Origin of the sequence: Colwellia sp. MB02u-9, assembly GCF_014077085.1 — a bacterium.
GTDB lineage: Bacteria > Pseudomonadota > Gammaproteobacteria > Enterobacterales > Alteromonadaceae > Cognaticolwellia.
This window is the reverse complement of record NZ_JACGVF010000100.1, coordinates 279,677-304,053: the sequence shown is the minus strand read 5'-3', so window position 1 is coordinate 304,053 and position 24,377 is coordinate 279,677. Positions and strand designations below refer to the sequence as shown.

General features: G+C 40.1%; 24 protein-coding genes. 11 read left to right on the top strand and 13 right to left on the bottom strand.

Annotated elements, in window-relative coordinates:
- Nucleotides 1-76: 76 nt before the first annotated feature.
- From astD to H4J65_RS17455, 9 genes are all read right to left on the bottom strand, one after another.
- On the bottom strand, nucleotides 77-1,549 hold the full coding sequence (gene astD / locus H4J65_RS17495) for a succinylglutamate-semialdehyde dehydrogenase (RefSeq protein ID WP_182198956.1): 1,473 nt from the start codon (nucleotides 1,547-1,549) through the stop codon (nucleotides 77-79).
- Between the two features lie 49 nt (nucleotides 1,550-1,598).
- Nucleotides 1,599-2,615, bottom strand: coding sequence for an arginine N-succinyltransferase (gene astA / locus H4J65_RS17490; RefSeq protein ID WP_182198955.1), 1,017 nt, complete (start codon nucleotides 2,613-2,615; stop codon nucleotides 1,599-1,601).
- A 71-nt stretch (nucleotides 2,616-2,686) separates the two neighbouring features.
- A complete protein-coding gene (locus H4J65_RS17485; RefSeq protein ID WP_182135956.1) occupies nucleotides 2,687-3,901 on the bottom strand; it encodes an aspartate aminotransferase family protein in 1,215 nt (404 codons plus the stop codon).
- 493 nt (nucleotides 3,902-4,394) lie between these two features.
- Nucleotides 4,395-5,540, bottom strand: coding sequence for an HDOD domain-containing protein (locus tag H4J65_RS17480; RefSeq protein WP_182198954.1), 1,146 nt, complete (start codon nucleotides 5,538-5,540; stop codon nucleotides 4,395-4,397).
- 125 nt (nucleotides 5,541-5,665) lie between these two features.
- On the bottom strand, nucleotides 5,666-6,274 hold the full coding sequence (locus H4J65_RS17475; RefSeq protein ID WP_182184322.1) for an aminodeoxychorismate/anthranilate synthase component II: 609 nt from the start codon (nucleotides 6,272-6,274) through the stop codon (nucleotides 5,666-5,668).
- A gap of 104 nt (nucleotides 6,275-6,378) precedes the next feature.
- Nucleotides 6,379-7,449 carry a biotin-dependent carboxyltransferase family protein gene (locus H4J65_RS17470; protein WP_182198953.1) on the bottom strand — a complete coding sequence of 357 codons (1,071 nt, stop codon included), beginning with the start codon at nucleotides 7,447-7,449 and terminating at the stop codon, nucleotides 6,379-6,381.
- Nucleotides 7,446-8,249 (bottom strand): 5-oxoprolinase subunit PxpB, encoded by an 804-nt coding sequence (pxpB, locus tag H4J65_RS17465; protein ID WP_182198952.1) that lies wholly within the window; start codon nucleotides 8,247-8,249, stop codon nucleotides 7,446-7,448. Before pxpB ends, H4J65_RS17470 begins: the two co-directional genes overlap by 4 nt.
- A gap of 1 nt (nucleotide 8,250) precedes the next feature.
- Nucleotides 8,251-8,994, bottom strand: a complete 744-nt coding sequence (locus tag H4J65_RS17460; protein ID WP_182198951.1) for a 5-oxoprolinase subunit PxpA — start codon at nucleotides 8,992-8,994, stop codon at nucleotides 8,251-8,253.
- Nucleotides 8,995-9,008: 14 nt separating this feature from the next.
- A complete protein-coding gene (locus tag H4J65_RS17455; protein WP_182198950.1) occupies nucleotides 9,009-10,208 on the bottom strand; it encodes a YcbX family protein in 1,200 nt (399 codons plus the stop codon).
- Between the two features lie 216 nt (nucleotides 10,209-10,424).
- Between H4J65_RS17455 and mpl the strand changes: the two genes are divergently transcribed.
- Together mpl and H4J65_RS17445 are read left to right on the top strand one after the other, a co-directional pair.
- Nucleotides 10,425-11,792, top strand: coding sequence for a UDP-N-acetylmuramate:L-alanyl-gamma-D-glutamyl-meso-diaminopimelate ligase (gene mpl, locus H4J65_RS17450; RefSeq protein WP_182198949.1), 1,368 nt, complete (start codon nucleotides 10,425-10,427; stop codon nucleotides 11,790-11,792).
- 28 nt (nucleotides 11,793-11,820) lie between these two features.
- Nucleotides 11,821-12,033: a hypothetical protein gene (locus H4J65_RS17445; protein ID WP_182198948.1), complete on the top strand. Its 213-nt coding sequence runs from the start codon at nucleotides 11,821-11,823 to the stop codon at nucleotides 12,031-12,033.
- Between the two features lie 174 nt (nucleotides 12,034-12,207).
- Here the strand turns inward: H4J65_RS17445 and H4J65_RS17440 are convergent, their stop codons facing one another.
- Nucleotides 12,208-12,501 carry a hypothetical protein gene (locus H4J65_RS17440; RefSeq protein ID WP_182198947.1) on the bottom strand — a complete coding sequence of 98 codons (294 nt, stop codon included), beginning with the start codon at nucleotides 12,499-12,501 and terminating at the stop codon, nucleotides 12,208-12,210.
- A gap of 252 nt (nucleotides 12,502-12,753) precedes the next feature.
- Between H4J65_RS17440 and H4J65_RS17435 the strand changes: the two genes are divergently transcribed.
- From H4J65_RS17435 to H4J65_RS17400, 8 genes are all read left to right on the top strand, one after another.
- Nucleotides 12,754-16,044: an amidohydrolase family protein gene (locus H4J65_RS17435; protein ID WP_182198946.1), complete on the top strand. Its 3,291-nt coding sequence runs from the start codon at nucleotides 12,754-12,756 to the stop codon at nucleotides 16,042-16,044.
- A gap of 423 nt (nucleotides 16,045-16,467) precedes the next feature.
- Nucleotides 16,468-17,412 carry a DUF523 and DUF1722 domain-containing protein gene (locus H4J65_RS17430; protein WP_182184314.1) on the top strand — a complete coding sequence of 315 codons (945 nt, stop codon included), beginning with the start codon at nucleotides 16,468-16,470 and terminating at the stop codon, nucleotides 17,410-17,412.
- Between the two features lie 64 nt (nucleotides 17,413-17,476).
- Nucleotides 17,477-17,896 carry a GNAT family N-acetyltransferase gene (locus H4J65_RS17425; protein WP_182135945.1) on the top strand — a complete coding sequence of 140 codons (420 nt, stop codon included), beginning with the start codon at nucleotides 17,477-17,479 and terminating at the stop codon, nucleotides 17,894-17,896.
- Between the two features lie 114 nt (nucleotides 17,897-18,010).
- Nucleotides 18,011-18,811 (top strand): formyl transferase, encoded by an 801-nt coding sequence (locus tag H4J65_RS17420; protein WP_182198945.1) that lies wholly within the window; start codon nucleotides 18,011-18,013, stop codon nucleotides 18,809-18,811.
- A gap of 116 nt (nucleotides 18,812-18,927) precedes the next feature.
- A complete protein-coding gene (locus H4J65_RS17415; protein ID WP_182198944.1) occupies nucleotides 18,928-19,209 on the top strand; it encodes a putative quinol monooxygenase in 282 nt (93 codons plus the stop codon).
- Between the two features lie 58 nt (nucleotides 19,210-19,267).
- Nucleotides 19,268-19,978 carry a DUF6445 family protein gene (locus H4J65_RS17410; protein WP_182135968.1) on the top strand — a complete coding sequence of 237 codons (711 nt, stop codon included), beginning with the start codon at nucleotides 19,268-19,270 and terminating at the stop codon, nucleotides 19,976-19,978.
- Between the two features lie 65 nt (nucleotides 19,979-20,043).
- Nucleotides 20,044-20,655, top strand: a complete 612-nt coding sequence (locus H4J65_RS17405; RefSeq protein ID WP_182198943.1) for a DUF2238 domain-containing protein — start codon at nucleotides 20,044-20,046, stop codon at nucleotides 20,653-20,655.
- Between the two features lie 10 nt (nucleotides 20,656-20,665).
- Nucleotides 20,666-20,833, top strand: coding sequence for a hypothetical protein (locus tag H4J65_RS17400; RefSeq protein WP_182198942.1), 168 nt, complete (start codon nucleotides 20,666-20,668; stop codon nucleotides 20,831-20,833).
- Nucleotides 20,834-20,868: 35 nt separating this feature from the next.
- Here the strand turns inward: H4J65_RS17400 and H4J65_RS17395 are convergent, their stop codons facing one another.
- Nucleotides 20,869-21,408: an NADPH-dependent FMN reductase gene (locus H4J65_RS17395; protein WP_182184309.1), complete on the bottom strand. Its 540-nt coding sequence runs from the start codon at nucleotides 21,406-21,408 to the stop codon at nucleotides 20,869-20,871.
- A 134-nt stretch (nucleotides 21,409-21,542) separates the two neighbouring features.
- Between H4J65_RS17395 and rluF the strand changes: the two genes are divergently transcribed.
- Nucleotides 21,543-22,511, top strand: a complete 969-nt coding sequence (rluF, locus tag H4J65_RS17390; protein ID WP_182198941.1) for a 23S rRNA pseudouridine(2604) synthase RluF — start codon at nucleotides 21,543-21,545, stop codon at nucleotides 22,509-22,511.
- A 142-nt stretch (nucleotides 22,512-22,653) separates the two neighbouring features.
- Here rluF and H4J65_RS17385 read toward each other — a convergent pair whose 3' ends face one another.
- Together H4J65_RS17385 and H4J65_RS17380 are read right to left on the bottom strand one after the other, a co-directional pair.
- Entirely contained in the window at nucleotides 22,654-23,574 is a 921-nt protein-coding gene (locus H4J65_RS17385; protein ID WP_182198940.1) for a fused MFS/spermidine synthase, read from the bottom strand.
- Entirely contained in the window at nucleotides 23,567-24,244 is a 678-nt protein-coding gene (locus H4J65_RS17380) for a fused MFS/spermidine synthase (protein ID WP_259367648.1), read from the bottom strand. The genes H4J65_RS17385 and H4J65_RS17380 overlap by 8 nt, the downstream gene beginning before the upstream one ends.
- Between the last annotated feature and the right edge of the window lie 133 nt (nucleotides 24,245-24,377).

Genomic DNA, 24,377 nt, shown 5'->3' with positions numbered 1-24,377 from the left:
TTTTTGAAAAAGCTGGGACGGATCCCAGCTTTTTTTAATGGACAGTGCAGTTTCATTTCAATTAAAATTTTGCAGATTACTTAATTGATAAACCAGGGCTTAATGTCGCTGGTAATGATACTTTTTCAGCTTCAACTGAAGCCACTGGGTAGGCACAGTAATCAGCAGCATAAAATGCGCTGGCTCTGTGGTTACCGCTGGCGCCAATACCACCAAAAGGTGCGGCACTACTGGCGCCAGTGATTGGCTTGTTCCAGTTGACGATACCGGCACGAATACGGCGGAAGAAGTGAGTATATAATGCTTCGCTGTCGCTCAATAAGCCAGCAGATAAACCAAATGCCGTATTGTTAGCTTCATTGATCGCGGCATCAAAGTCAGTATAGCGATACACTTTTAATAATGGGCCAAAATGCTCATCATCTGGCATACCTGAGATGTTGGTTACATCAACAATACCGGGTGAGATAAAACCCGTACCTACTTCAAGGTGCTTCATCATCACAAGAGATGTTGCGCCAAGGTCAAGCAGCTGTTGTTGTGCGGCAACTAAACTTAGCGCAGCTTTTTCAGAAATCATCGAACCGATAAAAGGTTGTTCTTCATCGTCAAAATAACCAATTTTAATGGCTGCTGTACTCGCCACTAATTTAGCTAAAATAGCATCGCCTTGTTCACCCGCTTCAATAAATAAACGACGAGCACAAGTACAACGTTGACCTGTAGTAATGAAGGCTGATTGCAAAATGTCGTGTACTACGGCATCGATATCACTGACATCTTTAACAACTAATGGGTTATTACCGCCCATTTCTAGCGCTAAAATTTTACCAGGTTGGCCACCAAATTGTTCATGTAGAAAGTGACCTGTAGTCGAACTACCGGTAAAAAATAAGCCATCAATTTGTGGGTGATTGGCGAGTGCTTTACCCGTTTCAACTTCACCTTGAACCATATTGATTACGCCAGCCTGAAGACCTGCTTGTAACCATAGTTTTAAGGTTTCTTCAGCAACCATAGGCGTTAATTCGCTTGGTTTGAATACGATGGTATTACCGGCAATAAGTGCAGGAACGATATGACCGTTGGGCAAGTGACCTGGAAAATTATAAGGACCGTAAACGGCGACAACACCATGAGGCTTATGACGAATAAAGGCTTTTGCACCTGGCATTGGGTTTTCAACCGTGCCAGTACGTTCTTCATTGGCGCGTACTGAAATCGCTATTTTACCTACCATAGCGCCCACTTCTGTGCGGGTTTCCCAAAGTGGTTTGCCGGTTTCAAGCGCAATAGTGGTGGCGAACGCTTCTTTGTTTTCAGTCAATAATTCAGCAAACTTCACGGCAATAGCAATACGTGCGTCAATGGTCATATTAGACCAAGTGTCGAACGCTGCACGCGCAGACATAACAGCTTCGTCAACTTGTGCTACAGAAGCGGTATTTCCTTGCCAAATAATTTGATTTTTAGCTGGGTTTTTTGAAAAAATTTCATGGCCTAAACCTGCTGTCCAGTGACCATTAATAAGTTGTATATTGTGTGACATAGTTGATTCCTCTGTGCGTGTATCGCTCATGAGTGTATTAATTAGATGATTAATTTGAAATTAGGCGCACCCAATCTCCTTCATTAACCATTAGCGCATCAGCAACCGCTTGCGATACCACGACTTGATTCGCTGTTTCACGTAATAACACGGAAGCTTGTGTTGCTCTAAAATCTGCTACTTTGCGATTACAAATAATATAATTATTGTCGGTTGCTACTTCGCCAATCAATACTTGGCATTGTTGACTTTGACAGACAGTTTTAACTAAGGCTGTTTGTGTTTCAACCGTTGGGCCGCCATCAAAAATATCGACATAACCACGACGGGAGAAGCCTTCAGCTTCAAGTAGTCTTAACGCTGGCACTGTTTTTGGATGTACCTTGTTAATCACCCGTTGTGCTTCTGGGCTCAACAAGTTGACATAAATCGGGTATTTCGGCATCAGCTCAGCAATAAATACTTTTTTACCTATACCGGTAAGGTAATCTGCCGTCGGGAAATCTAGCGAGAAGAAGTGCTCTTCTAGCCACTTCCAAAAAGGTGATGAACCGTCTTCGTCTGAAACACCGCGCATTTCTGCGATAACGGTTTCAGCGAAACGTTCTGTGTGCTCTGCCATAAAGAGAAAACGAACACGTGATAAGAAGCGTCCGTTACTATTCTTGCGATGACTTTCGCTCAAGAATAAAGTACAAATTTCAGAGGCACCCGTATAGTCATTGCATAATGACAATGTTTCAACGGTATTATATATATTAAGCTCACGAGAGCTGTGTACAACCTTACCTAAATGGTAATGATAAAATGCATCATCCAAACCCACCGCCGCTTCAATGCCACTGGTGCCAACAACAGCGCCTGTTTCGGTATCCTCCATAACAAAGAGGTAACCTTCTTTACCTGGCTCAGTAACCGAGCTTTTGAAAGAAACTTCAGCGTGAGAAATGCGATTTTTTAGCAGTGTTTCGTTGACCGGTAGTGATGTAAAACCGTGTCCTGACTCCACAGCAATGCGATGAAGTGCATCATAATCACTGTTTTGAATAGGGCGTATAATAATCATAGAAAACTCTCAATGAGACGTTCAAACACCTAAGTATCTTAAGGTATTTGAACGCTATAATAATGAATGACTTATTTAGCTAATTTAGCCACGGCTTTTTCAAAACGCGCTAAACCTTCTACAATATCTTCATCAGGTATAACTAATGAAGGGGCGAAACGCATAATGTTAGCGCCGGCAATAAGGGTCATTAGACCTTCTTCCAGTGCCGCATTTAACAATTCTTTTGCTCGACCTTTATATGCTTCAGTTAATACCGCACCAATTAATAAGCCTTTACCACGAATTTCGCTAAACATATGGTATTTAGCATTAATCGCATTTAAACCGGCGACATAAAGTTTTGCTTTGGCTTTAACTCCGTCTAGCACTTCAACCGTATTAACGGTATCAAGTGCTGCTTCGGCGACAGCGCAGGCTAATGGATTACCACCGTATGTACTGCCGTGCGTACCTACTTTAAGGTGTTGAGCAATGTCATTTGTTGTGAGCATAGCGCCAATAGGGAAACCACCACCTAGTGCTTTAGCTGAGGTTAAAATGTCAGGTGTAACACCTAAGCCCATATAGGCATATAGCTCGCCTAAACGGCCAACACCGGTTTGAACTTCATCAAAAATTAATAAAGCGTTATGTTGGTTACAAAGTTCGCGAACACCTTTAGCAAACTCATCTGTTGGTGAAACAACACCGCCTTCACCTTGTAATGGTTCCATGACTACGGCACAAGTTTTGTCAGACATAAGGGCTTTTAAACTGTCTAAGTTGTTATATTCAGCATGGTCAATGTCACCAGGTTTAGGGCCAAAACCATCAGAGTAAGCTGCTTGACCACCAACCGTAACGGTAAAGAAGGTGCGACCATGAAAGCCTTGTTTAAACGCAATAATTTGTGATTTTTCTGCACCAAAGTTTTCAAGGGCAAAACGACGGGCTAATTTTAAAGCCGCTTCGTTAGCTTCTGCGCCAGAGTTAGCAAAGTAAACTTTATCTGCAAAGGTGCTATCAGTTAATTTTTTCGCTAAACGTAATGCCGGCTCGTTAGTCATCACATTAGATAAATGCCAAATTTTATTAGCTTGTTCGGTTAACGCGGCAACTAATGCAGGATGACAATGTCCTAAACAGTTAACGGCAATGCCACCAGCAAAATCGATAAACTCACGATCTTGTTGATCCCAAACACGTGAACCTAGACCGCGAACAGGGATAACAGCAGACGGTGCATAGTTAGGTACCATAACATCATCAAATAACTCACGATTTACTGGGAAGTGGTTAGACATTGTAAATTCCTCTTATATTTAGGATAGTATAATCAATAGTTGTTTATTAGCTTTGGGCGTCAACGCTAGCAAAACTAAATGAATTAACTAGTATGCATTATTAACGGCAGGACTAATTAAAATAGGCACGAATTATGACAGAAAAAACAGACAGTGTCTTGTCAAAATGCGCTGAAGCCCTTTTAAAATAAAGGCTTAGCCGTTTTTATTCATTATTACTGCATAACTATGTTTGCTGTTTTTTTTCACGAAAATGGTCGAATTCATTAATTCAATGGCTGTGGCTAACGCCTTATGTCACTTAGGGTGAACTGCAATTACTGGCAAGGTTTCATAATTAATCAAAAATAAATTAGCGTAATTTAGCTTTTAGCTGACTTTATCGCCATTTATTTGAACGTAAGCGTAATAAGCGTAAGGAGCTCAGCTGTTGCTAGTGACTGGAAGGGCAGGGTAAATTTACACAAACACTGCATTGAAAGGTCAATAGGCGCTAATTGAAGGTCAATTTTATATGCTTGATATCGCTTTTCTTGAGCAAGGCAATGTCATTTTTTGTTAGTTTACCCGCTGTGAGCAGTATTTTTGCTTCATCTGTGTTGATCAGATCTTCTTTTGCCAAGCTTCTAAAAGTGACATAAGCTTTGGCCTTGATGACTAGCTTAGCAATTGGGCACATGTGATCGATATTAACCGCGTAGGCTAAATCGAATAAGGGTTCAGTAATTTGTAAACGATCAAAACGCATGAGTTCAACCATATCTGCCGCCACTTTACTGCTGCGTTGAAGTAACTGCTCAAGCAATAATTCGGGTGCCACGTCGAGTGTCATTAAAGCATCATGGAGTTTTTTATCTTTACTTTCATAAGCGCTGCGTAGCTCTGCATTATAAAGCTCACTATAGGTATTTAAAACCCCACGGGTAACCGCTAATAAGCCTAAGTTACTTAACATGCCGGCGGTGAAGGCGGTGAATTCATCTAAGCCTTGCTCCTTGGCTAATAGTTGTGCCGCTAGCGCGACCGATAAACTATCGTTCCATAGTTTTCTTTTCATTAAAGGGTAAGGTGTTGTCTGGGTGGGTAACCAATGTTTGAGCATAAACATGGGCATGACCAATTTAAGGTTGTCTAAACCAACATAACTTAACGCCAAATGGGGCTCTGTTACTTGTATTTCTGAGCGTTTACGGTACTGAGGCTTGTTGACCAAATTGATTAATTCACTACATAACCAAGGTAATGTTTTCGCTAGTGGTGTGATGCGATTAATACTGGCGGCTTTTACGGCCAATATTTCCATAATAGAAGGTGCAGCATCTTCTATTTTTAACACATTCATGTAGAGGTTTTCTTTATTATCAAACTCTTTATCAACTTGGGCATTAACCCGCTTAAAAAACTGAGTCTTTACTTGTGTTTTAAAATGTTCTTGGCCATGTGCTTGAATGATTTTTTTTTTGTTAGCTTCTTCTTCTACCGCCAGTAACTCACGTCGACGGTGAAACTGCTCACTGTCTTGTTGCTTAGTCATATTTATTTTGCCACTTTTTAGGTTGGCAAAGTCTTTACTAATCGTCAGACTCAGTGCTCGACTATAGATAGCGTAAACTAATTTATTATTTTCAAATATTTGCATCAGGACTTCATTATCAGTATTCGTTATCAATTTATAATATTTTGTGCTCACTAGGTTATCGGCCTATTAAGCTGTTTCATTAGGAGCTATTGATTTTTCGAGGTTTATATTTTGATCTTAAAAGCTTAACTGGGCTCAGCATTATCATCTATTTTATTTGCATATTGATCAATAAAATTTTGCAGTAATTGGTGACCCTGTTCAGTTAACACAGATTCAGGATGAAATTGTACACTGGCAATAGCCAAATATTTATGTTGCAAGGCCATGATGTCTTGCTGTCCATTTTCAGTGATCCAAGCAGTTATTTCTAGTTCATCAGGTAAAGATTGTTTATCAACAATTAAGGAGTGATAGCGTGTAACGGTTAATGGCTGTTTTAATGTGCTAAATAAGCCTTGCTCATTATGGCTAATAACACTAGTTTTACCGTGCATAACTTTGCTCGCTTTAACGACTTTAGCGCCAAAGTGCTGGGCAATGCATTGATGTCCTAAGCATACGCCTAATATGGCAATTTGGCCTTTAAACCTCTCAATTATCGCTAGCGATAAACCCGCCGCGTCAGGGTTACAAGGTCCAGGGGAAATAACAATATATTGCGGTGCTAATGCGGCAATTTCCGCTAAGCTGATTTCATCGTTTCTACAGACTTTAACTTCCTGTCCCAGTGCTTGAAAATAATGCACTAGGTTAAAAGTAAAAGAGTCATAATTGTCGATCATTAATAACAAAGCAGTACCTGCGTAAAACCAAATCGTAAAGCGGGCGCTATTCTAAGCTTTTATCGATCGCCATTCTACCTTTAGGTTATCTTTAGCGCTTGCTAAAAAATGTATCAGAATAGTTTTTGGTAAAATGCGCGTAATTGCTGCTGGGCTTGTGGGTAAGTAATTAAGGTGAATGCCACTTCCGCCCCAGGACGCATTTGGCTTAAACGAAATAAGTCGGTTTGCATTACGGTGCCAAGCACGGGATAACCACCCATGGTTTGTCGCTCTTTCATTAATATAATTGGTTGTTCGTTGTCAGGAAATTGCACCATGCCGTAAGTTACTGGCATTGATAATAAACACTGGCTGCGTAACGGCTGAGTCAGTATTTTTTTGTCTGGCGATGGCGATGAGGTTTGTGGGGGCTTAACCTGTAGACGATAACCCATGCGATTGCTATCAGGTGAAATAACATATTCAGTGGTTAAAAATTGTTGCTGTTGTGCGCTACTCATTTGTAAAAATAAGCGACTGGGCATAACACGTAAGGTCAGTTTTTGCTGCGAGTAAAATAAGGCTGGCGCCGTTGTCGGTCTATTTGCTTTTAGTGATTCTAGCTGAGTTTGTTGTGTTAGCGTGGCTTCAGTTAAAGGCTGATTTTTTGTTGAAAAATAAAGTTTACTGCCGACCCTTAACACTTCGCCAGTGAAGCCTAAGGTCATTTCATTAACGGTTTGAGCTAAGCTGCCTAACCAGGGTTGTTGTGCTGTTTGGCAAGTAAAACCACCGAGTATGGTCAGATAACTATGTAACTGGGTTTTTGGCATAGCAAAGTCAATAATATCGCCGGCAAGTAATTGATGGCATTGCCAGTTATTGATAGTCACATTATTGATTTTAGCTTGGCAGTCAGCGCCCGTTATAGCTATGGTGCAAGCGGCATTGGCTTTGAAGCTGATTTGCCCTAAGGTTATTTCTATTGCGGCATCATTAGCTAGTTTATTATTTGTTTTGGCAATATTATGCACAGGCTTAATGCTGAGTTTATTCGTGATAAGTTTATTGGCACTAAGGAAAGCAAATTCGTCGGCGGCGCCACTGGCACTAAAACCAAGATGCTGAGCATTAAGGCGGCCAAGATCTTGAATACTTGCTTGACCATTCATGGTGATAATTTCAAGGAAATTTTGTTTCATTCTGCTAAACCTTGTTTTAATGCAAGAAATTCAGCTTTTGAAATAGCATAAAACTGCACATTTTGCCCAACCTGAATAGTGGCATTGAACTGACCATGGTGACTTTCATACATAGGTAAGGGGGTTTGGCCGATAATATGCCAACCACCGGGACTTTCAATCGGATAAATAGCACTTTGCTGCTCAGCAATAGCCACAGCGCCCTTAGGTACTTTTATGCGCGGCGAAGACTTGCGAGGCAGCTGTAAACTTTCAGGTAAACTGGCCAAGTAACAAAATCCTGGCGTAAAACCTAAAGCATAGCCGTGGTAAGTGTGAGCACTGTGTTGTTTGATCACCTCATCCATTGACATATTACAGCGCTTGGCAACGTCGGCTAAATCCCACTTTTGCTCACGGTCGTAGTAAACCGGTATTTTAATGCAATGCTCATGGGCCGCTTGATGGGCTAATTTATTGTTTGGATTATTATCTTGCTCATCGCCATTGCTGTGTTTATCGCTAGCGTTTTTGGCGACGCGGTTAATTTTGTCGATCACTTGCAGGCTTGAGCTAAGTTGCGGGCAATAATAAACCATTAAACAATGATAGCTTGCCACTGTTTCTATAATTAACTCACCCAACTGCTGGGTAATCATAGCTTGTAAGGCAATAATTTCATTATGTTGTGTGAGCGATATTTTGGCTTGCCAGCTTAGTAATAAAGCGTTTTCTGCGACTAGGTCAATGGTAAAATTAACACCATGTTCAGTGCTATTGCCAACCTTGGCGTTAATACGCTCTCGATTATTACTGATCATATTAACGCGACCTTTGTTGATTAATGGTTTGGCGCAACGCTTTAATCATTGCCAAGGCGTTTGGCGTGTCACCATGAACGCATAAGGTATCAATGTGAAATTGCAAGGCTTGTTGATTGATGCTGAGTAAGGGTTGTTGATTAAGTATATCTTGGCAACGACTGACAACATCAATATTGTTGGTTAACACCGCACCGGCTGAAGTTCGTGGCACTAAAAAACCGTTATCCAAATAAGCTCGGTCAGCAAAAGCCTCAAAATAAAGCGAAAGATGATGTTTTTTCGCTATTTGCTGAAATTTATCGTTGTTGGCAATGGCTTGTATCATCAAAGATAGTGGCTTGTTATGACCAGAGTTCAGTTGTGAAATAGCCAAACAGACATCATCAAATAGGCTTAAGTTGGTCATCATATCGTTGTATAACGCGCCATGCGGTTTTACGTAGACAAGCTGAGCATTTTCAACCGCGCACAATGCCTGCAACGAGCCAATTTGATATTGTACATTCGCGATTAATTCATCTTGCGATAGCTGGAGAGACCGACGACCAAAATTTTCTCTATCGGGGTAGCTTGGATGCGCCCCGATAATCACTTGATGTTGCTGGGCAAGTTTAATGGTTTTTTTAATGGTGAGGGGATCTGAACCATGAAAGCCACAGGCAATATTCGCCATATCAATCAATGGCATAATATCGGCATCGTTATTATGTTTAAACTCACCTAAATCACAGTTCAACTTCATGTTTTATACTCTATTTACTCATCACTGATGTTACGTCGTTTACGTACGGGATGACTAATAACCACATCGGTAAGCGGCGTACAACTACAACTTAATATATAGCCTTGTTGCTGCTCTTGGTCGGATAAACCATCTTGACAAAGTTGCTCTACTTCACCTTGTTCTAATTTTACTTTGCAACTACCACACATGCCACCGCGGCATGAATAAGGCAATATTAAACCGGCATCTTCGCCTTGTTCAAGTAGGGTTTGCTTGTTATTACCGGTAATGGTTTTATTAAAGCTGCTAAAGGTGAGTACGGGTTTGTTTGTTTTAACGGTCAATGTTGAATCCTTTTTTACTTGGGTGGTGTTTGTTGCACGAATAATGGACTTACTTTTAACAGTAAATACCGGAGCTGCTTGGCGCTTTAATACTTCAAGGCTATCGCCACGTTTAATTTGGCCTTGATTAAGTGCTACTAAGTTTTGGCCAAATAAAATGTCACCATTAGCTAATTGGCGATAGTTTTTCAAAGTATTTAAAGGCTCTTGCTGGTGATGTTTTTCACTAGTCTTGGGATCAATAGTGGTGAAAATACAGCGCGTGCAAGGTGTGGTTATTTCAAACTCTACTTCACCAATGCGAATGTGCTGCCAATTATCTTCTGCAAAAGCATCGCAGTTATTCACGACGATATTTGGCCGAAATTGTGTCATGGAAATGGTGGTGGTGTCAGCTTTATATTGCTTATTTAAGTGATCAAGTGATGCTTGTGAAATAAGGAGTAAAGGGTAGGCGTCAGCAAAGCCCACTTGGCTATTTTTGTTTTTAACAAAACGTTGAGAATCTGCGCCAAAAAAGAGTAACTGGCAAGGTTTTTCAAGATAGTGACTAAACCATTGATTAATGTTTTCTCGACATTGTTGGGCATTAATAGTGTCATTCCACAGGTTAACAGCAATATACCCTTGGCACAGGTGATGATATTCAATCACTAAAGCTGGCATGTTAGGTGCGATAATGACTAGGCCTGTTGCAGTTAAACTCGCTTGAATTAAGCATAAAGTCGGCTGCGTACGCGCGGTGATAAACTGCCCATCAGGGCTGGCAACAACAAAACGACGATCAAAGGCTAAGCCAAGTTCTTCAACCCAGCTATTTGATAGCTCAATGCTGGCGCTAGACTTTATCGGATAAACATAGATATTTTGTAGTATAGGCTTACTCATGAACGCTCTCAAATGTAACTAATGGTGATGCCAAGGGTTTAATTATTTACAGTCGGTAATTAATGATTTCCGTTAGGGTTAATCGTTTTGATAGTGGGGAAAATGCATCGACTTTGCAATATGTATTTTCGGTGGATTAAGGTATATTGCCCCATTGTGATTTAAATTTTAGCTCGAACTAGCATACGCGCGTCAGAGTTATCTAAATAGGTTTTTATGCATATTCATATATTAGGCATTTGTGGCACGTTTATGGGCGGTATTGCCGCTATTGCTAAGCAAATGGGCTTTCGAGTTTCTGGCTGTGATGCCAATGTTTACCCACCCATGAGCACCCAGCTAGCACAACTGGGTGTCGAATTAAAATCAGGTTACTTAATTGAACATTTAGACGATGAGCCTGATTTAGTGATTGTTGGCAATGCCATGGCGCGTGGTAATCTGATGGTGGAGTACATACTGGATAGAAAAATTGCTTATACCTCAGGCCCGCAGTGGTTATTAGAGCATGTTTTAAAAGATCGTTGGGTGTTAGCTGTTTCCGGTACCCACGGTAAAACCACTACCAGCTCTATGTTAACCTGGATATTGCAATACGCTGGAATGGAGCCGGGCTTTTTGATTGGTGGTGTGCCACAAAATTTTGATTGTTCTGCACGCTTAGGTAATGCGCCATTTTTTGTTATCGAAGCAGATGAATACGATACGGCGTTTTTTGATAAACGTTCTAAATTTGTCCATTATCGCCCGAATACACTCGTCATCAATAATATGGAATTTGATCATGCTGATATTTTTCATGATATCAGTGATATTCAACGTCAATTTCACCACCTTATTCGTATGGTGCCGAGCAATGGTCTTATTTTATCACCAAAAAATGAAGCTGCCATTACAGAAACACTGGCGATGGGCTGCTGGACACCCACTGAATATAGCGTTGTTGAAGCAGATAAACTCTTGGGTTGGCATGCAGAAAAATGTATGGCGGATGGCAGTGAATTTATCGTTAGCTTTAAAGGGGTAATACAAGGGCGAGTAAATTGGGGGTTAATAGGCGACTTTAATATCGACAACGGTTTAATGGCGATTGCCGCGGCTCGTCATGCTGGGGTGCCCAGTAAGGTCGCTATCGAAGCGTTAACAAGCTTTATTAATACTAAACGCCGACTCGAGCTTAAAGGTGAGGTGAATCAAGTTAGAGTGTTTGACGACTTTGCCCATCACCCAACCGCTATTGCCAAAACATTAGCCGGTGTGCGGGCAAATGTTGGCAGCAGGCGGGTAATAGCGATATTAGAGCCACGCTCAAATACCATGAAATCAGGTGTGCATAAAGACACCTTGGCAAAATCGTTATCCGACGCGGATAGGGTGTTTGTCTATCAAGGCGAGCAAGTTAAGTGGTCTGTAGAGGCATTAATTGCTGACTGCGTTCAGCCATGCTTTGTCAGTCAAGATATTAGCCAGTTGGTGGCCAATATTGTGGCGAATGCCCAAGCAGGTGATACGCTGGTCGTTATGAGCAATGGTGGATTTGGTGGTATTCATGAAAAATTATTGTTAGCGCTTGCTGAGTTATAATTGTCATTTAAATATGGCATAAACAATTATGTCACGCTGGGCTTATCAAGCAATACTAATCGCTACGCCGATACTAGCGCCGATAGCAACACCGATAGCAACACCGATAGTAATACCAGAACAAATTCTGCATCAGTATTTTACTTTAGCAAGCGCCATGAGTGCTTGCACAGTGAGACTTGCTAACAGAAAGCATGCCATGGGTTGCTCGATGCACTTCACTTCAATTCAATTAAGTTAGTTAGTGGCTAAAGACACTAACTAATTAATATTAATCATGCAGATTTATTAACCTAAGTAGGGATTAATAAATCTGCATCACGTAGCGCTACACTGATGGCTTTAATGAAGGTCTTCAATTTAAAGTTACTTATCTAAAGGTACTTATTTAACGGTATTAATTTCAGATAATAAACTAATCAGCATTCGCTGAAATTTTGCTTTTTGCTTTCAGGGCTTTAATATCAACACCATCAAGCAGCAGCATAACATCAGCAAGTAATCTTTTTAGTTCAGTGACTTCAGTAGGAATACTCTTTTTTATTTTTTGTACGTAAGCAATCGCTTCACGTTTTTGAATAACGTCTAATAGCGCTTTTAGGGTATTAGTATCATTAGCATCAATGGGGGGTAACTTTTGTTCACTGGCGACATTGTAAAGTGAATAGGTGGTCACTAAACTCGCCTGTGCTTGTTTTAATCTTTCCATAAAAATTCGTCCTTGTTTTTATTGTTTTTATTGTTTAGTTGTTATCGTAGTGTTGCAATTTGTTTGAATATCATACTGAAAAATAAAAAAGTTGTCTATTTTTTATTCATGCTAATCATCATAAATATTTATATTTACCCCGCGCTAATAATGGGTGTTGAACGGTAAATAGCGACTATTTATCGCATTCGACTTAAATTTTCAATGCTGATGTGTTCTAGTAGGTAAATAACAATAATTAGGTGGAATTTAATGTCTAAATTTACTACTCGAATTTCTTCACTAGCACTCAGTATGACCTTAGTTTTTAGCGCTGGCCAACAGGCGTTTGCTGACAATGATGTGGCTGAAACGCCCGAAAAATCCGCCGCTGAAAAGTGGTCGGTCAACAGCCCCCAAGGTGAATTTACTAGCGCCAAAATTGACGTGCGCCAAGGTACTTGGATGAATGTTGATATTAGCCCAGATGGTAAAACCTTAGTCTTTGATCTATTGGGTGATATTTATACTTTACCGATTGAAGGTGGTGAAGCAAGCGCTTTGATGACCGATATTGCTTGGCAAATGCAGCCACGTTTTAGTCCGGACGGAAAGCACATTGCTTTTACCTCTGATGAAGACGGTGGCGATAATTTATGGGTCATGAAAGCTGATGGCAGTGCGGGCAAAGCGATCAGTAGTGAAACTTTTCGTTTATTAAATAGCCCCGCATGGTCGCCTGATGGTAACTATATTGTTGGCCGTAAACATTTTACTGGCTCTCGTTCTCTGGGTGCTGGCGAAGTATGGATGTATCACAAAACCGGCGGCAACGGTGTGATGTTAACCAAGCGACCTAATGAACAAAAAGATTTAGGTGAACCGGCATTTTCAGCTGACGGTAAATACGTTTACTTCTCGCAAGACGCGACACCGGGTAAAACTTTTCATTACAGTAAAGACTCTGAGAAGGGCATTTATAAGATTAAGCGCTTAACACTTGAAAGCGGTGAAATTAAAGTGGTTATTTCAGGTAAAGGTGGAGCGATACGGCCAGTGCCGTCACCTGATGGTCAATATTTAGCTTATATTAGCCGAGACGATTTTCAATCTAATTTATACTTGTATGACTTAAAAAGCGGCGAAGAAAAGCTAATTTTTGAAAATTTAGATCGCGATATGCAAGAAACGTGGGCGATTCACGGTGTTTACCCTAATATGGCGTGGCTACCTAATAGCACTGGCATGGTGTTTTGGTCAGGTGGTGTAATTAACAAACTCGATCTTGAAAGTAACACCAGCACGATTATTCCTTTTCATGTAAAAACCGAGAAAAAAATCCAAACAGCGTTACGTTTTCAACAAGATATTGATCAAGACAACTTTGACGTAAAAATGTTGCGTGATGTTGAAATATCGCCTGATGGCCGAAAAGTCGTTTACGAGTCAATGGGCCACATTTATGTTCGCTCTATTGCCGATGGCCAAGTCAAAGGTCAAGCCAAGCGTTTAACCAAACAAACATCACACTTTGAATTGAACCCTAGTTTTTCGCGTGATGGCAGAACAGTGGTTTATAGTACTTGGGATGATAAAAAGCTAGGTGAAATTCGCTCAGTATCATCACGTGGCGGTAGAAGCAGTGTACTAACCCAAGAGCCGGGCAAGTACATAGAGCCAAGTTTTTCTCCTGATGGTAAAACTGTGGTGTTTCGTAAAGTGGCTGGTGGTTATATTACCGATCCAACTTGGGGCCTAAACCCAGGCGTTTATACGGTAAGTGCTAAGGGTGGTGTGCCAAAACTGGTAACAGAATCAGGTTTACTGCCGCATTTTGGTGCTAAAAATGATCGTATTTATGTCTTACGCAAGGGTGAAACACCGCAACTGGTGAAAATTAATTTAGATAATTCATCAAGTTCTAACAAAGAACAAGCGCTTTATCAGGGTAAGTTTGCTACCGAATATAAGGTGTCACCTGATGGTAAATATTTAGCTTTTGCTGAACGCTTTAAGGTTTTTGTAACGCCATTTGTTGAACGTGGCCAAGTGATAGATATTGGTCCAAAAGCGAAAAACTTACCAGTGAAAAAGTTGTCGTTACGTGCTGGTGAAGGTATCAACTGGAATGGCGAATCTAATGAGCTTTATTGGAGCTTAGGTCCAGATTTATACCAAGCAAATGTTGCTGGCTTATTTGATATAAGCGACAAAGAAATAGTTGATAAAGACGAGGCTAATAGCAACGAAGAACAGGCGACAGCGTCATCAACACCCGCGCCGCTGAAAACCTATTTAGGCTTTAAAGAAAAAGCAGATAAACCTTCTGGTCGTGTCGCTTTTGTTGGCGGTAAAGTGATCACTATGGAAGGTGAGCAAGTGATAGAAAACGGTGTAGTGCTTGTTGAAGGCAATAAAATTATTGCGGTAGGTAAAAATGGCCAAGTCGATATTCCGTCAAATGCTAAGGTGATTGATATTAGGGGTAAGTCGATTATGCCGGGCTTGATTGATGCGCATGCACATGGGCCACAAGGCAGTAATGAAATTATTCCACAGCAAAACTGGAAAAACTACGCAGGTTTAGCGTTAGGTGTAACTACGATTCACGATCCGTCAAATGACACCACTGAGTTTTTTGCGGCGAGTGAAATGCAAAAGGCCGGTGATATTGTTGGCCCACGTTTATTCTCTACCGGTAGTATTTTATACGGAGCCACGGTTGCAGGTTATACCTCGCATGTTGATAGCTTAGCCGATGCTAAATTTCATATTGAACGTTTAAAAAAAGCCGGTGTGTTTAGTGTTAAAAGCTACAACCAACCGCGTCGTAATCAACGTCAACAAATGATCCAAGCCGCGCGTGAAGCCGAAATATTAGTGGTACCAGAAGGGGGATCACTGCTACAACATAACTTATCTATGATTATTGATGGCCATACGACGTTAGAGCATTCAATTTCAACGGCGAAAATTTATGACGACATCAAGCAGTTATGGTCACAATCTGAAATGGCTTACACACCCACTATGGGTGTGGCTTACGGTGGTATTTCAGGTGAGCATTATTGGTATGACACGACAGACGTATGGCAGCATCCACGTTTGAGCCAGTATGTACCGAGCGAGTTTTTAGACCCGCGTTCAATGCGTCGTACCAAAGCGCCGCTGCATCACTACAACCACATTAATGTTGCCAAAGTAGCAAAAGAGCTGCAAGACTTAGGCGTTGTGGTTAATGCCGGTGGTCATGGTCAGCGCGAAGGTTTAGCCATGCACTGGGAAATGTGGATGATGGCACAAGGTGGCATGTCGCCATTAAATGCTATTCGCACTGCAACCATCGCACCGGCCCATACCTTAGGTTTAGATAGTCAGTTAGGTTCACTTAAAGTTGGCAAACTTGCGGATATTTTAGTCATTGATGGCGATGTCAGTAAAGATATTCGTTTATCTGACAAAGTGATTTACACCATGATTAATGGCCGTTTGTATAATGCCGATACCATGAATGAAGTGGGTAATTACGATAATAAACGCGATAAATTCTATTTTGAAAAATAGCGTATTAGTTTTATTTTATTAGTAGCTGTTGATAAAACCCGGAAATTTCCGGGTTTTTTTATGTTCAGGATGAAGGGTATGTCACGACCATATGGCCGTTCTTGGCCATCTCGGTCATTGCCTTTTTAGCGGTTGACGGACTAAAGTTCGACATGATCATCCGTAAGCTTTATCTAGGTTGGACTTCAGTCCATCAAGTTAAATGAAATTTAACTGCTGTAGATAAAAATACCTCGCGAAAAAGATACCTGGCGACAGATGTTTGTTAACTTTTTAGGCATCAGGCTTCATCACCTAATCATAGTCTTGTCGAACAGAGCCGACTATATAGCTAAAATACTATTTAAATGATTATCTTAATTAGGCTTTTAGTTATACTGAAATTCAGCAAAAGCTAAAAACTTTCAGTCATAGGAAACAAGCATGGATAATAAACTATCAATCGGCATTAGTAGCTGTTTATTAGGTCATAAAGTGCGGTTTGATTCAGGTCATAAAAACAACGCATATATTAATAACACCTTAAGCGAGTATTTTGATTTTATCCCCTTCTGTCCAGAAGTGGATATTGGTTTAGGTATTCCGCGTGAAACCATTAGGTTAGTACTGATCGATGAAAAAGTGCATTGCGTTGGTTCAAGAACGCCAGATTTAGATGTCACTGAACGACTTAAAGATTGTGCTCAACAGCAGCAATCTTGGCAACAAAAGCTTAGCGGTTATATATTGAAAAAAGACTCACCCAGTTGTGGTATGGAGCGTGTGAGACTTTATAAAGGTGATATGCCAGATCGTATTGGCGTGGGTATTTACGCACAAAAATTGATGGAAAATTTTCCAGATTTACCTGTTGAAGAAGAAGGCAGGTTAGGCGATGCCATCTTGCGCGAAAACTTTATTCAACGAGTATTTATTTATGCTCGTTGGCAAAAACTATCGGCAGAAGTGTTTTCATTGCACAGCCTGAATTGTTTTCATGCTCAACATAAATACATTTTTATGAGTCATAGCCAGGCGTTGGCAAAAGAGCTAGGCCATTTCTTGGCGCAGGCCCATGCTGAGGTACCTAGTGAGGTCATGTCGCAATACTTGAAAAAAATGATGGTGATACTAAAAATAAAAGCCACTCGAAAAGGTCACGTGAATACCTTGCAACATCTGCAAGGTTATTTAAAAACCTCTATCAGCGTTGATGACAAAGCTGAACTAGTTGATATTATTGACCAATACCGTAATGGCTTACTGCCATTGATTGTGCCGATAACCTTATTACGCCATCATTTTCGACGCTTCCCACATGACTACATTACTGAGTCATATTATATGAAGCCGCACCCAAAAGAGTTGATGTTATTAAATAGTTTATAAACATTTCACTGACTTTTAGAAAAGTCAGTGAAAAAGCGATTAAGATCATTAATGGGAGTCAAGCGTGAAGATTGAAGTTATTGAAAACCCTGAAGCAGGGTTAATCGCTTTTTTAGATGAAAAAATTGCTGAATTTAACTGGGCGCATTGGGAAGTCAGTGAACGTAAAGCCATTGCGGTGAAGTTAAACGATGACAAAGGTGATGTTGTTGCCGGCGCCGCGGGACGAACCTTTGGTGATTGGTTAATGATCAACACCTTATGGGTATCAGATACACTGCGAGGCCAACAAGTCGGTAGCAAAATATTACATCAAATAGAGCAGGCGGCGCTAGCGAGAGGTTGTAATAAAGCCTTACTCGATACGTTGAATTTTCAAGCTATGCCATTTTATGAAAAACACGGTTATCAAGTGCAATGGACGCAGCAAGGTTATCCTAAAACTGGTTGTCGGTACTATATGATGAAACAGTTAAGCACATAAAATAATAGATTATTTTGGTTATTTTGGCTTTTATGGAAGTTTTAATGCAAGTTTATGGTGTTATCTAATTTTTTAGTTGAGCCACTTTAAATAATAGCTAGAGGAATTATTATCATGAACATTGTTTTATTGCTCAATAATGACATTGCCAGTAACTTGGCGTTAAATTTATTATTGCCCTCATTACAGGTGCATAATATTAAGGTGTTTTTATCCAGTAAAGTCGGTGGCAATAGTACACGCCCACAAGCCTTAAAGGAGTTAGCGCAATTTGAGCAACACGAGGTTTATCGCACGCTTGAGCAAGTACAGGCAAGTACCGAACTACCGGTGAATTTTAAAACTTATGCTGACATTACTCAGCAATACGCTATTGAGATAGAAACCTTAAATCAAATAAATTCAGTTGCTGGTTTGGCAAAAATTCAAGCATTTTCAGCTGATTTAATTATTTCTATTCGTTACGGGGTGATTTTAAAGCCGCCCGTTATTGCGCTGTCGAAACAGGGCGTGATTAATTTACATTCTGGGTTATTGCCAAATTATCGAGGCGTTATGGCAACGTTTTGGGCGCTGTTAAATGGCGATAAGCAGTTGGCGACAAGTTTGCACTTTATTGATGACAGCACGATAGATACGGGTAGTATTATTGCTAATTCAACATTGTCAGTGCAACAGGATAAGTCTTATCTGTGGCATGTGTTGTCTTTGTATGTCGGGGGGTGTCAATTGATCGAGCAAGCGATTAAGACGCTTGAACAGGGAGATGAAATCACAACGCTTGTTCAAGCGGGACAAGGTCATTATTTTACTTTTCCAAGCACTGAACAAATTACGGCCTTTACCCGATGTTTTGGCGCCTTGTATGAGCCAAATGAAATAGTAGATTTACTCAGTGTGATTACTGAAAAATAGGGTGTTTAAAAAGTGACTACGGCATTTTAATGACAGTATCCTAGCGAAAAGTCAGACTTATAATAAACTAACCATAAACCCTTCATTATAACGAACAATCAGGTTTAGAGGTTATTATGAGTATAGTACGGGTTAATGAATTCACTGCTGCAGCAAAAAAGTCAGCTGAACTTTATACTTTTTTACAGGCACTTGTGCCCTATATTACAGCATCTAAAGGGTGTATTTCCTGTGGGCTTTTAAAGCATCATGAGCATGGAGAGCAATTTATGATGATTGAGCGCTGGGATTGTATCGAAAGTCATCAGCTTGCCATTACCCATTATCCACAAGAAGACATGCAAGCGGCAATGAGTCTATTTGGTGTTGCGCCCAAAGGTAATTATTACAGGCTATGAGTTTAGGTTAATATTTTGATATTATTGAATTTAGTTAAGGATATAGAAAGTAATTAGTATGTATGAAAAATATGATGAAAATATGGTGTTACCTTCAATTCCATATAACTCGCCAACACTGCCTTATGAAAAACCAGAATTGGGGGTAAATTATTGGATTCAAGATGATCTTTTCCCAGTAAAGAAGGCCGTTGAGTTAGCGAATAAGTGCTATAACAAAAAGAAGTGGAAGTTAGGCTCACCCTACACTAAAGAACTTTGGCCAGGAATGCGTTCAAAAAACGCTTTAAGTAAAAGTGATTTACAATTTGTTGAAGATTGGGCGAAATCACAAGTTAATAAAGCTAATTTTTGGGTTGCTGAATCAGACAGTGTGGTGGTTGACAGTAATACGGCCATTTTGGTGGGAGCTGAAGAGGGTGAAGCAAGACCACATGTTGATAATCGAAAGTTATGTCGTTATGGCGCGGTATTGTATTTGAGCCAAAATCCGCCAGCGCATTCAGGCACTAGCTTTTATCGATTAAAATATGGCAATGGTGCTGCCGGTGGCAACTTGGTGCAAGCACCTTACTTAAATTTAGTTGATGCCCTTAAAGCCGATAGTTTACCAAAAGATGCTTGGTATGAAGATGTCGCCATAGAGAATAAATTTAATCGGCTAATTTTATTTAAAGGTAATATTGCTCATAGCGCCAGTGGTTATTTTGGCAATGAAAAAAGAACTAAGCGCTTGGCGATAACGTTTTTTTGGTTAGCAGAAGAGTAAGCTGAAATATGGCTACTAAGTTTATTTGGTCTATTAAATATGCCATTCATTAAAGAGTAAGTAAAATGTTAAAGGTTCTCTGGTTAGTGTGTTTTTTTGTTGTCTTGATTTGGTCTGGTATTGGGCCAAAAGATCAATTCACTTGGTTTTTAGAAGTATTGCCGGCGCTAATAGGTTTAGTATTGATAGTGATAAGTTTTCAGCGTTTTGAGTTAACGCGTTTGCTTTATAATTTGATATTACTGCATTGCATAGTGTTAATGGTCGGTGGTCATTATACCTACGCCGAAGTCCCCTTATTTGATACTATCGCAGATTGGATGGGGTCTGAGCGAAATAATTACGATAAAGTAGGACATTTTTTCCAAGGCTTTGTGCCCGCTTTACTTGCCCGTGAGATCCTTATTCGCAAAAGCATTGTTAATGGAAAAGCTTGGTTAAATGTCATTATTGTTGCTATTTGCTTGGCCTTTAGCGCCTTTTATGAATTGATAGAATGGTGGGTTGCTATCGCCTCAGGTGAAAATGCTGAAGCATTTTTGGGTACGCAAGGTTATATTTGGGATACCCAGTCAGATATGGCCTTAGCGTTATTAGGGGCGATTATTTCCATTATTGTCTTAGCTAAATATCATGACCGTCAACTGGCTAAAATTAGCGTAAGAGCAGCCAATTAATGAGTAACATATGACAGTAAATCAGGCGCTATTATGGCTATCAATCATTATATTCACTGTCTCTGGCTGTAGTTCTTTTTCTGTTGGCAATAGAGGAGGAACAATCAAAGTGGAGACTAAGGCCAAACAACCGAGTGTTATTGTTAATACTCAAGTTAAAGACAGCGTAAAGACCTAAAAATCACAGTGTAATTTTTAGGTCTTTACTGAAAATTATGCCATTAAAAGTTTCACGGCGTTGAGCAATTGCTGATGTAATTCATCATTAGTGAGCTTAGTATTTTCTACGTCAAAGTTATCAAAAAAGTTTGGTACAGATAACGATGCTTTTACTTGGCCGTCGAAGTAAGGCGCTGAACCTGTCGCTAACGCTAACACACTGCCGGCACCGCCTGGTCCAGGAGATGTGGCCAATAATAGCATGGCTTTATTTTGATAAACTTTTTTATCAATGCGCGAGGCCCAATCAAATAAGTTTTTATAGGCGGCACTGTAATTGCCGTTATGCTCAGCAAATGAAATAATAATGGCGTCACTTTCACCCAGTTTATTGAAGAAGGCTTTCGCGGCTTCAGGTTGACCTAATGCTATTTCCTTATCTTGGCTGAAAAGCGGTAGTTCAAAGTCGTTTAAATCGAGTATTTCAATGTCAACATTTGCCTGAACTTCAGCGGCTAGGTTAGCGGCATACGTGGCAAGTTTTTTGTTGATTGATTTACTGCTTGAACTTGCACCAAATGCGATTATTTTCATATTTATTCCTTGTTTATAACCTTGTTTATCGAGTTTTTTACAGCTTTTTGTAACATTGCTCTACAGTGTGACAAAATTTAGGTAAAATACCACCAATCAAATTTAGAATTTACTGATCTTATTTAGGATAGCCAGTGTCAAGTTACGAAAAACGTTTAAACAAATATATTAGTGACTCGGGCTATTGTTCGCGTCGATTTGCCGATAAATTGATCGAAAACAATCGTGTGACCATTAATGGCAAAGTACCAGAGCTTGGCACTAAAGTTGTGTCCGGTGATACGGTTTGTATTGACGGTAATGAGATTAAAGCCAGCGCGAGTAATCATACCGACCGAGTTTACATTGCTTATAATAAACCCATTGGTATTACCTGTACCACTGAGCGGCAAGTCAAAGGTAATATTATTGATGCTATTGGTCATACTAAGCGCATATTTCCTATCGGTAGATTAGATAAACCCTCAGAAGGGCTGATATTTTTGACCAGTGACGGTGATATTGTTAATAAAATATTACGGGCAGAAAATGCTCACGATAAAGAATATATTGTCAAAGTTGATAAGCCGATCAGTGAGCGCTTTGTTGAGCGTATGTCAAAAGGTGTCCCTATTTTAGGCACTATTACTAAACCCTGTATTGTCAAACATGAGAGTAAATATGTTTTTCGTATTATTCTTACCCAAGGTTTAAATCGACAAATTCGCCGTATGTGTGAATACCTGGATTATGAAGTGACTGAGTTACAACGCTCGCGCATTATGAATGTTGAACTGGGCAATTTACGTTCGGGAGAGTGGCGCGACTTAACTACAAGTGAAATGGCGGAGATAAACACCGCAGTGGCAGGCTCTCGTAAAACCGCACTGGGTGATGACTTTACTGCAGTAGAAATCACTGAAGCAGCAAGTACTGAAGCAGAAATTATTGACGATGACCATGCTGCAGTTGAAAAAGTGGCTATAACAGATAGTAAACATGCCAGTAAAACCATAGCGTCGAAATCACCGGCTGCTTCACGAACATTAACCCGCATCGATGTGAAAAAAACCACAGCAACATCATCAGGTAAAAAGCGTTTAAGTTTAAAAAAGAAAAGTTAGTTTAGGCAGAAAAATTAAGTTGAGTTATTAATTTCAGCGCCTAAAATTGGCTTAGGCTGAAGCGAATTTACTCAGGTTTAATTTTGCTTACTCCACTGCCGTATTATTTTAATATGCTGATTATCATCCTAGCGTTTTACCTTCAGTTTTTTAAATTTAATAAGTTTGCCGGCGAATACTGATCGGTTAATAGTGGCGATGCTGGCGGCCAATCTTGCGTCGTTGCTGTTGAGATCATTTTACGGCTAATTTTGGTGATATCGACATTAAATGGCGATAACTTTTCTTTTAACGCTTTAGCGCGCTGGGCGATAATATCAGCTTTAGGTAAAGCCTTAGCACTGGCTAATATAATGCGATTACTGTTGTTGTTATTTTTAACATTGAAAAAGTCGCCAAAAACGGCTTTATAAGTCGCTGATTCATAATTGTATAACTTACTCACCGAGAAGGTATTGGCCGCTACCACACCGTTATCGCTCAGTAAGCTTTTAACTTCTTGTAAGAACTCTTGGGTCATTAAATGTTCGGGTATGTAGTCACCGTTAAAGGCGTCGAGAATTATCCAATCGTATTGCTGTTTTTTTATCGCCGCACGTTTAACAAAAATGCGCCCGTCTTGTGCTACCGCGGTAATGTTTTTATTTTCAAAAAAGCCAAAATAGTTTCGTGCCACTTTAATGACTGCCGGATCTATTTCCACGTTAGTGATGCTCGCCTTCGGATAAATTTGGTGTAAGACATTTGACATGGTGCCGCCGCCTAAACCAATAATTAAAATACGCTCAGGGTTAGGGTTAATTAATAAACTCGAAAATAACATTTTTGTATAGTTAAAAACTAAGCGTTGCGGATCGTCAACTAACATACAACTTTGTTGAGTTTTAGCACTTTTAACATTGAATTTTAAGCAGCGTAACCCGCTATATTCTTCGACTAATATGTTGCGATATAACGAACGCTCACTGTGAATAGTTTTGCCCATTGCTTGTGTACTTAAGGCTGAACTAATCAGAGCGTTGCTGATGATGGCGATTAGGAGGCTAGTGACTAATTTATTCATCTGCAGATCCTTGCTGATTACTAGTAGGGTTATTAAGGCTATTTTTAGACTGATTGATACGATGAAAGATCATGGCGGTAATACCCAACACAATAAGTGCGCTGCTAAACACCATAATAATATCGTTAACCTCAAACAGTAACACCAAGTAAAACGAGGTGATAATGGTGCCCAAAGCACTGCCGAGTGTTGAAACAAAGTAGAGAAAGCCAGCGACTTGGCCGCTTTTGTTTTTATCAGTCACTAACAAGCGCACCGAGTAAGGTGAAATCATACCCAATATCACGGTTGGCACAAAGAACAAGGCCATTGATGCTAATAATGAACCATAACGGGTATCTTCAATGGCAAGAAATATAGCTTCCATGATCCCTTGTGAAGAAAAGGCTACCGGTAAAATAGCGATCCCCGCACAGATGAAAATTAATCCGTAACGGTGTAAAGAAGCCGCTTTGGTCGATAACTTCCCACCGGCTAAATAGCCAAAAGATAAACTCAGCATAAATACTGTGATTATGCTGCCCCAAATATGAACACTACTGCCGAAAAATGGCGCTAAAATTCTGCCACCTAATAGTTCAATACCCATAATACAAAAGCCACTAGAGAAGGCCAGTAAATAAATCATCGGGTTTTGCCAGGCTATATTATGGTTATTTTCATTTGTCATTTAGCTTACTACTTCAGTTATTAGCGCTGTTTTTGTCAGCATACTCATTTATCTTAAACATAACGGCGTTGAGATACTAGGCACAAAAAAGGCTTGTGATAAAAAACAAGCCTTTAAGAAAAACATCACTATG

What these genes read in the sequence shown, in the direction of transcription:
- H4J65_RS17405 (WP_182198943.1), top strand. Translation starts at nt 20,044, where the DNA reads ATGTTAAAGGTTCTCTGGTTAGTGTGTTTTTTTGTTGTCTTGATTTGG.
- H4J65_RS17480 (WP_182198954.1), bottom strand. Translation starts at nt 5,540, where the DNA reads ATGCAAATATTTGAAAATAATAAATTAGTTTACGCTATCTATAGTCGA.
- H4J65_RS17400 (WP_182198942.1), top strand. Translation starts at nt 20,666, where the DNA reads ATGACAGTAAATCAGGCGCTATTATGGCTATCAATCATTATATTCACT.
- H4J65_RS17395 (WP_182184309.1), bottom strand. Translation starts at nt 21,408, where the DNA reads ATGAAAATAATCGCATTTGGTGCAAGTTCAAGCAGTAAATCAATCAAC.
- H4J65_RS17420 (WP_182198945.1), top strand. Translation starts at nt 18,011, where the DNA reads ATGAACATTGTTTTATTGCTCAATAATGACATTGCCAGTAACTTGGCG.
- H4J65_RS17435 (WP_182198946.1), top strand. Translation starts at nt 12,754, where the DNA reads ATGTCTAAATTTACTACTCGAATTTCTTCACTAGCACTCAGTATGACC.
- H4J65_RS17440 (WP_182198947.1), bottom strand. Translation starts at nt 12,501, where the DNA reads ATGGAAAGATTAAAACAAGCACAGGCGAGTTTAGTGACCACCTATTCA.
- H4J65_RS17380 (WP_259367648.1), bottom strand. Translation starts at nt 24,244, where the DNA reads ATGACAAATGAAAATAACCATAATATAGCCTGGCAAAACCCGATGATT.
- H4J65_RS17485 (WP_182135956.1), bottom strand. Translation starts at nt 3,901, where the DNA reads ATGTCTAACCACTTCCCAGTAAATCGTGAGTTATTTGATGATGTTATG.
- H4J65_RS17455 (WP_182198950.1), bottom strand. Translation starts at nt 10,208, where the DNA reads ATGAGTAAGCCTATACTACAAAATATCTATGTTTATCCGATAAAGTCT.
- H4J65_RS17385 (WP_182198940.1), bottom strand. Translation starts at nt 23,574, where the DNA reads ATGAATAAATTAGTCACTAGCCTCCTAATCGCCATCATCAGCAACGCT.
- H4J65_RS17445 (WP_182198948.1), top strand. Translation starts at nt 11,821, where the DNA reads ATGTCACGCTGGGCTTATCAAGCAATACTAATCGCTACGCCGATACTA.
- mpl (WP_182198949.1), top strand. Translation starts at nt 10,425, where the DNA reads ATGCATATTCATATATTAGGCATTTGTGGCACGTTTATGGGCGGTATT.
- H4J65_RS17410 (WP_182135968.1), top strand. Translation starts at nt 19,268, where the DNA reads ATGTATGAAAAATATGATGAAAATATGGTGTTACCTTCAATTCCATAT.
- astA (WP_182198955.1), bottom strand. Translation starts at nt 2,615, where the DNA reads ATGATTATTATACGCCCTATTCAAAACAGTGATTATGATGCACTTCAT.
- H4J65_RS17415 (WP_182198944.1), top strand. Translation starts at nt 18,928, where the DNA reads ATGAGTATAGTACGGGTTAATGAATTCACTGCTGCAGCAAAAAAGTCA.
- astD (WP_182198956.1), bottom strand. Translation starts at nt 1,549, where the DNA reads ATGTCACACAATATACAACTTATTAATGGTCACTGGACAGCAGGTTTA.
- H4J65_RS17430 (WP_182184314.1), top strand. Translation starts at nt 16,468, where the DNA reads ATGGATAATAAACTATCAATCGGCATTAGTAGCTGTTTATTAGGTCAT.
- pxpB (WP_182198952.1), bottom strand. Translation starts at nt 8,249, where the DNA reads ATGATCAGTAATAATCGAGAGCGTATTAACGCCAAGGTTGGCAATAGC.
- H4J65_RS17470 (WP_182198953.1), bottom strand. Translation starts at nt 7,449, where the DNA reads ATGAAACAAAATTTCCTTGAAATTATCACCATGAATGGTCAAGCAAGT.
- H4J65_RS17460 (WP_182198951.1), bottom strand. Translation starts at nt 8,994, where the DNA reads ATGAAGTTGAACTGTGATTTAGGTGAGTTTAAACATAATAACGATGCC.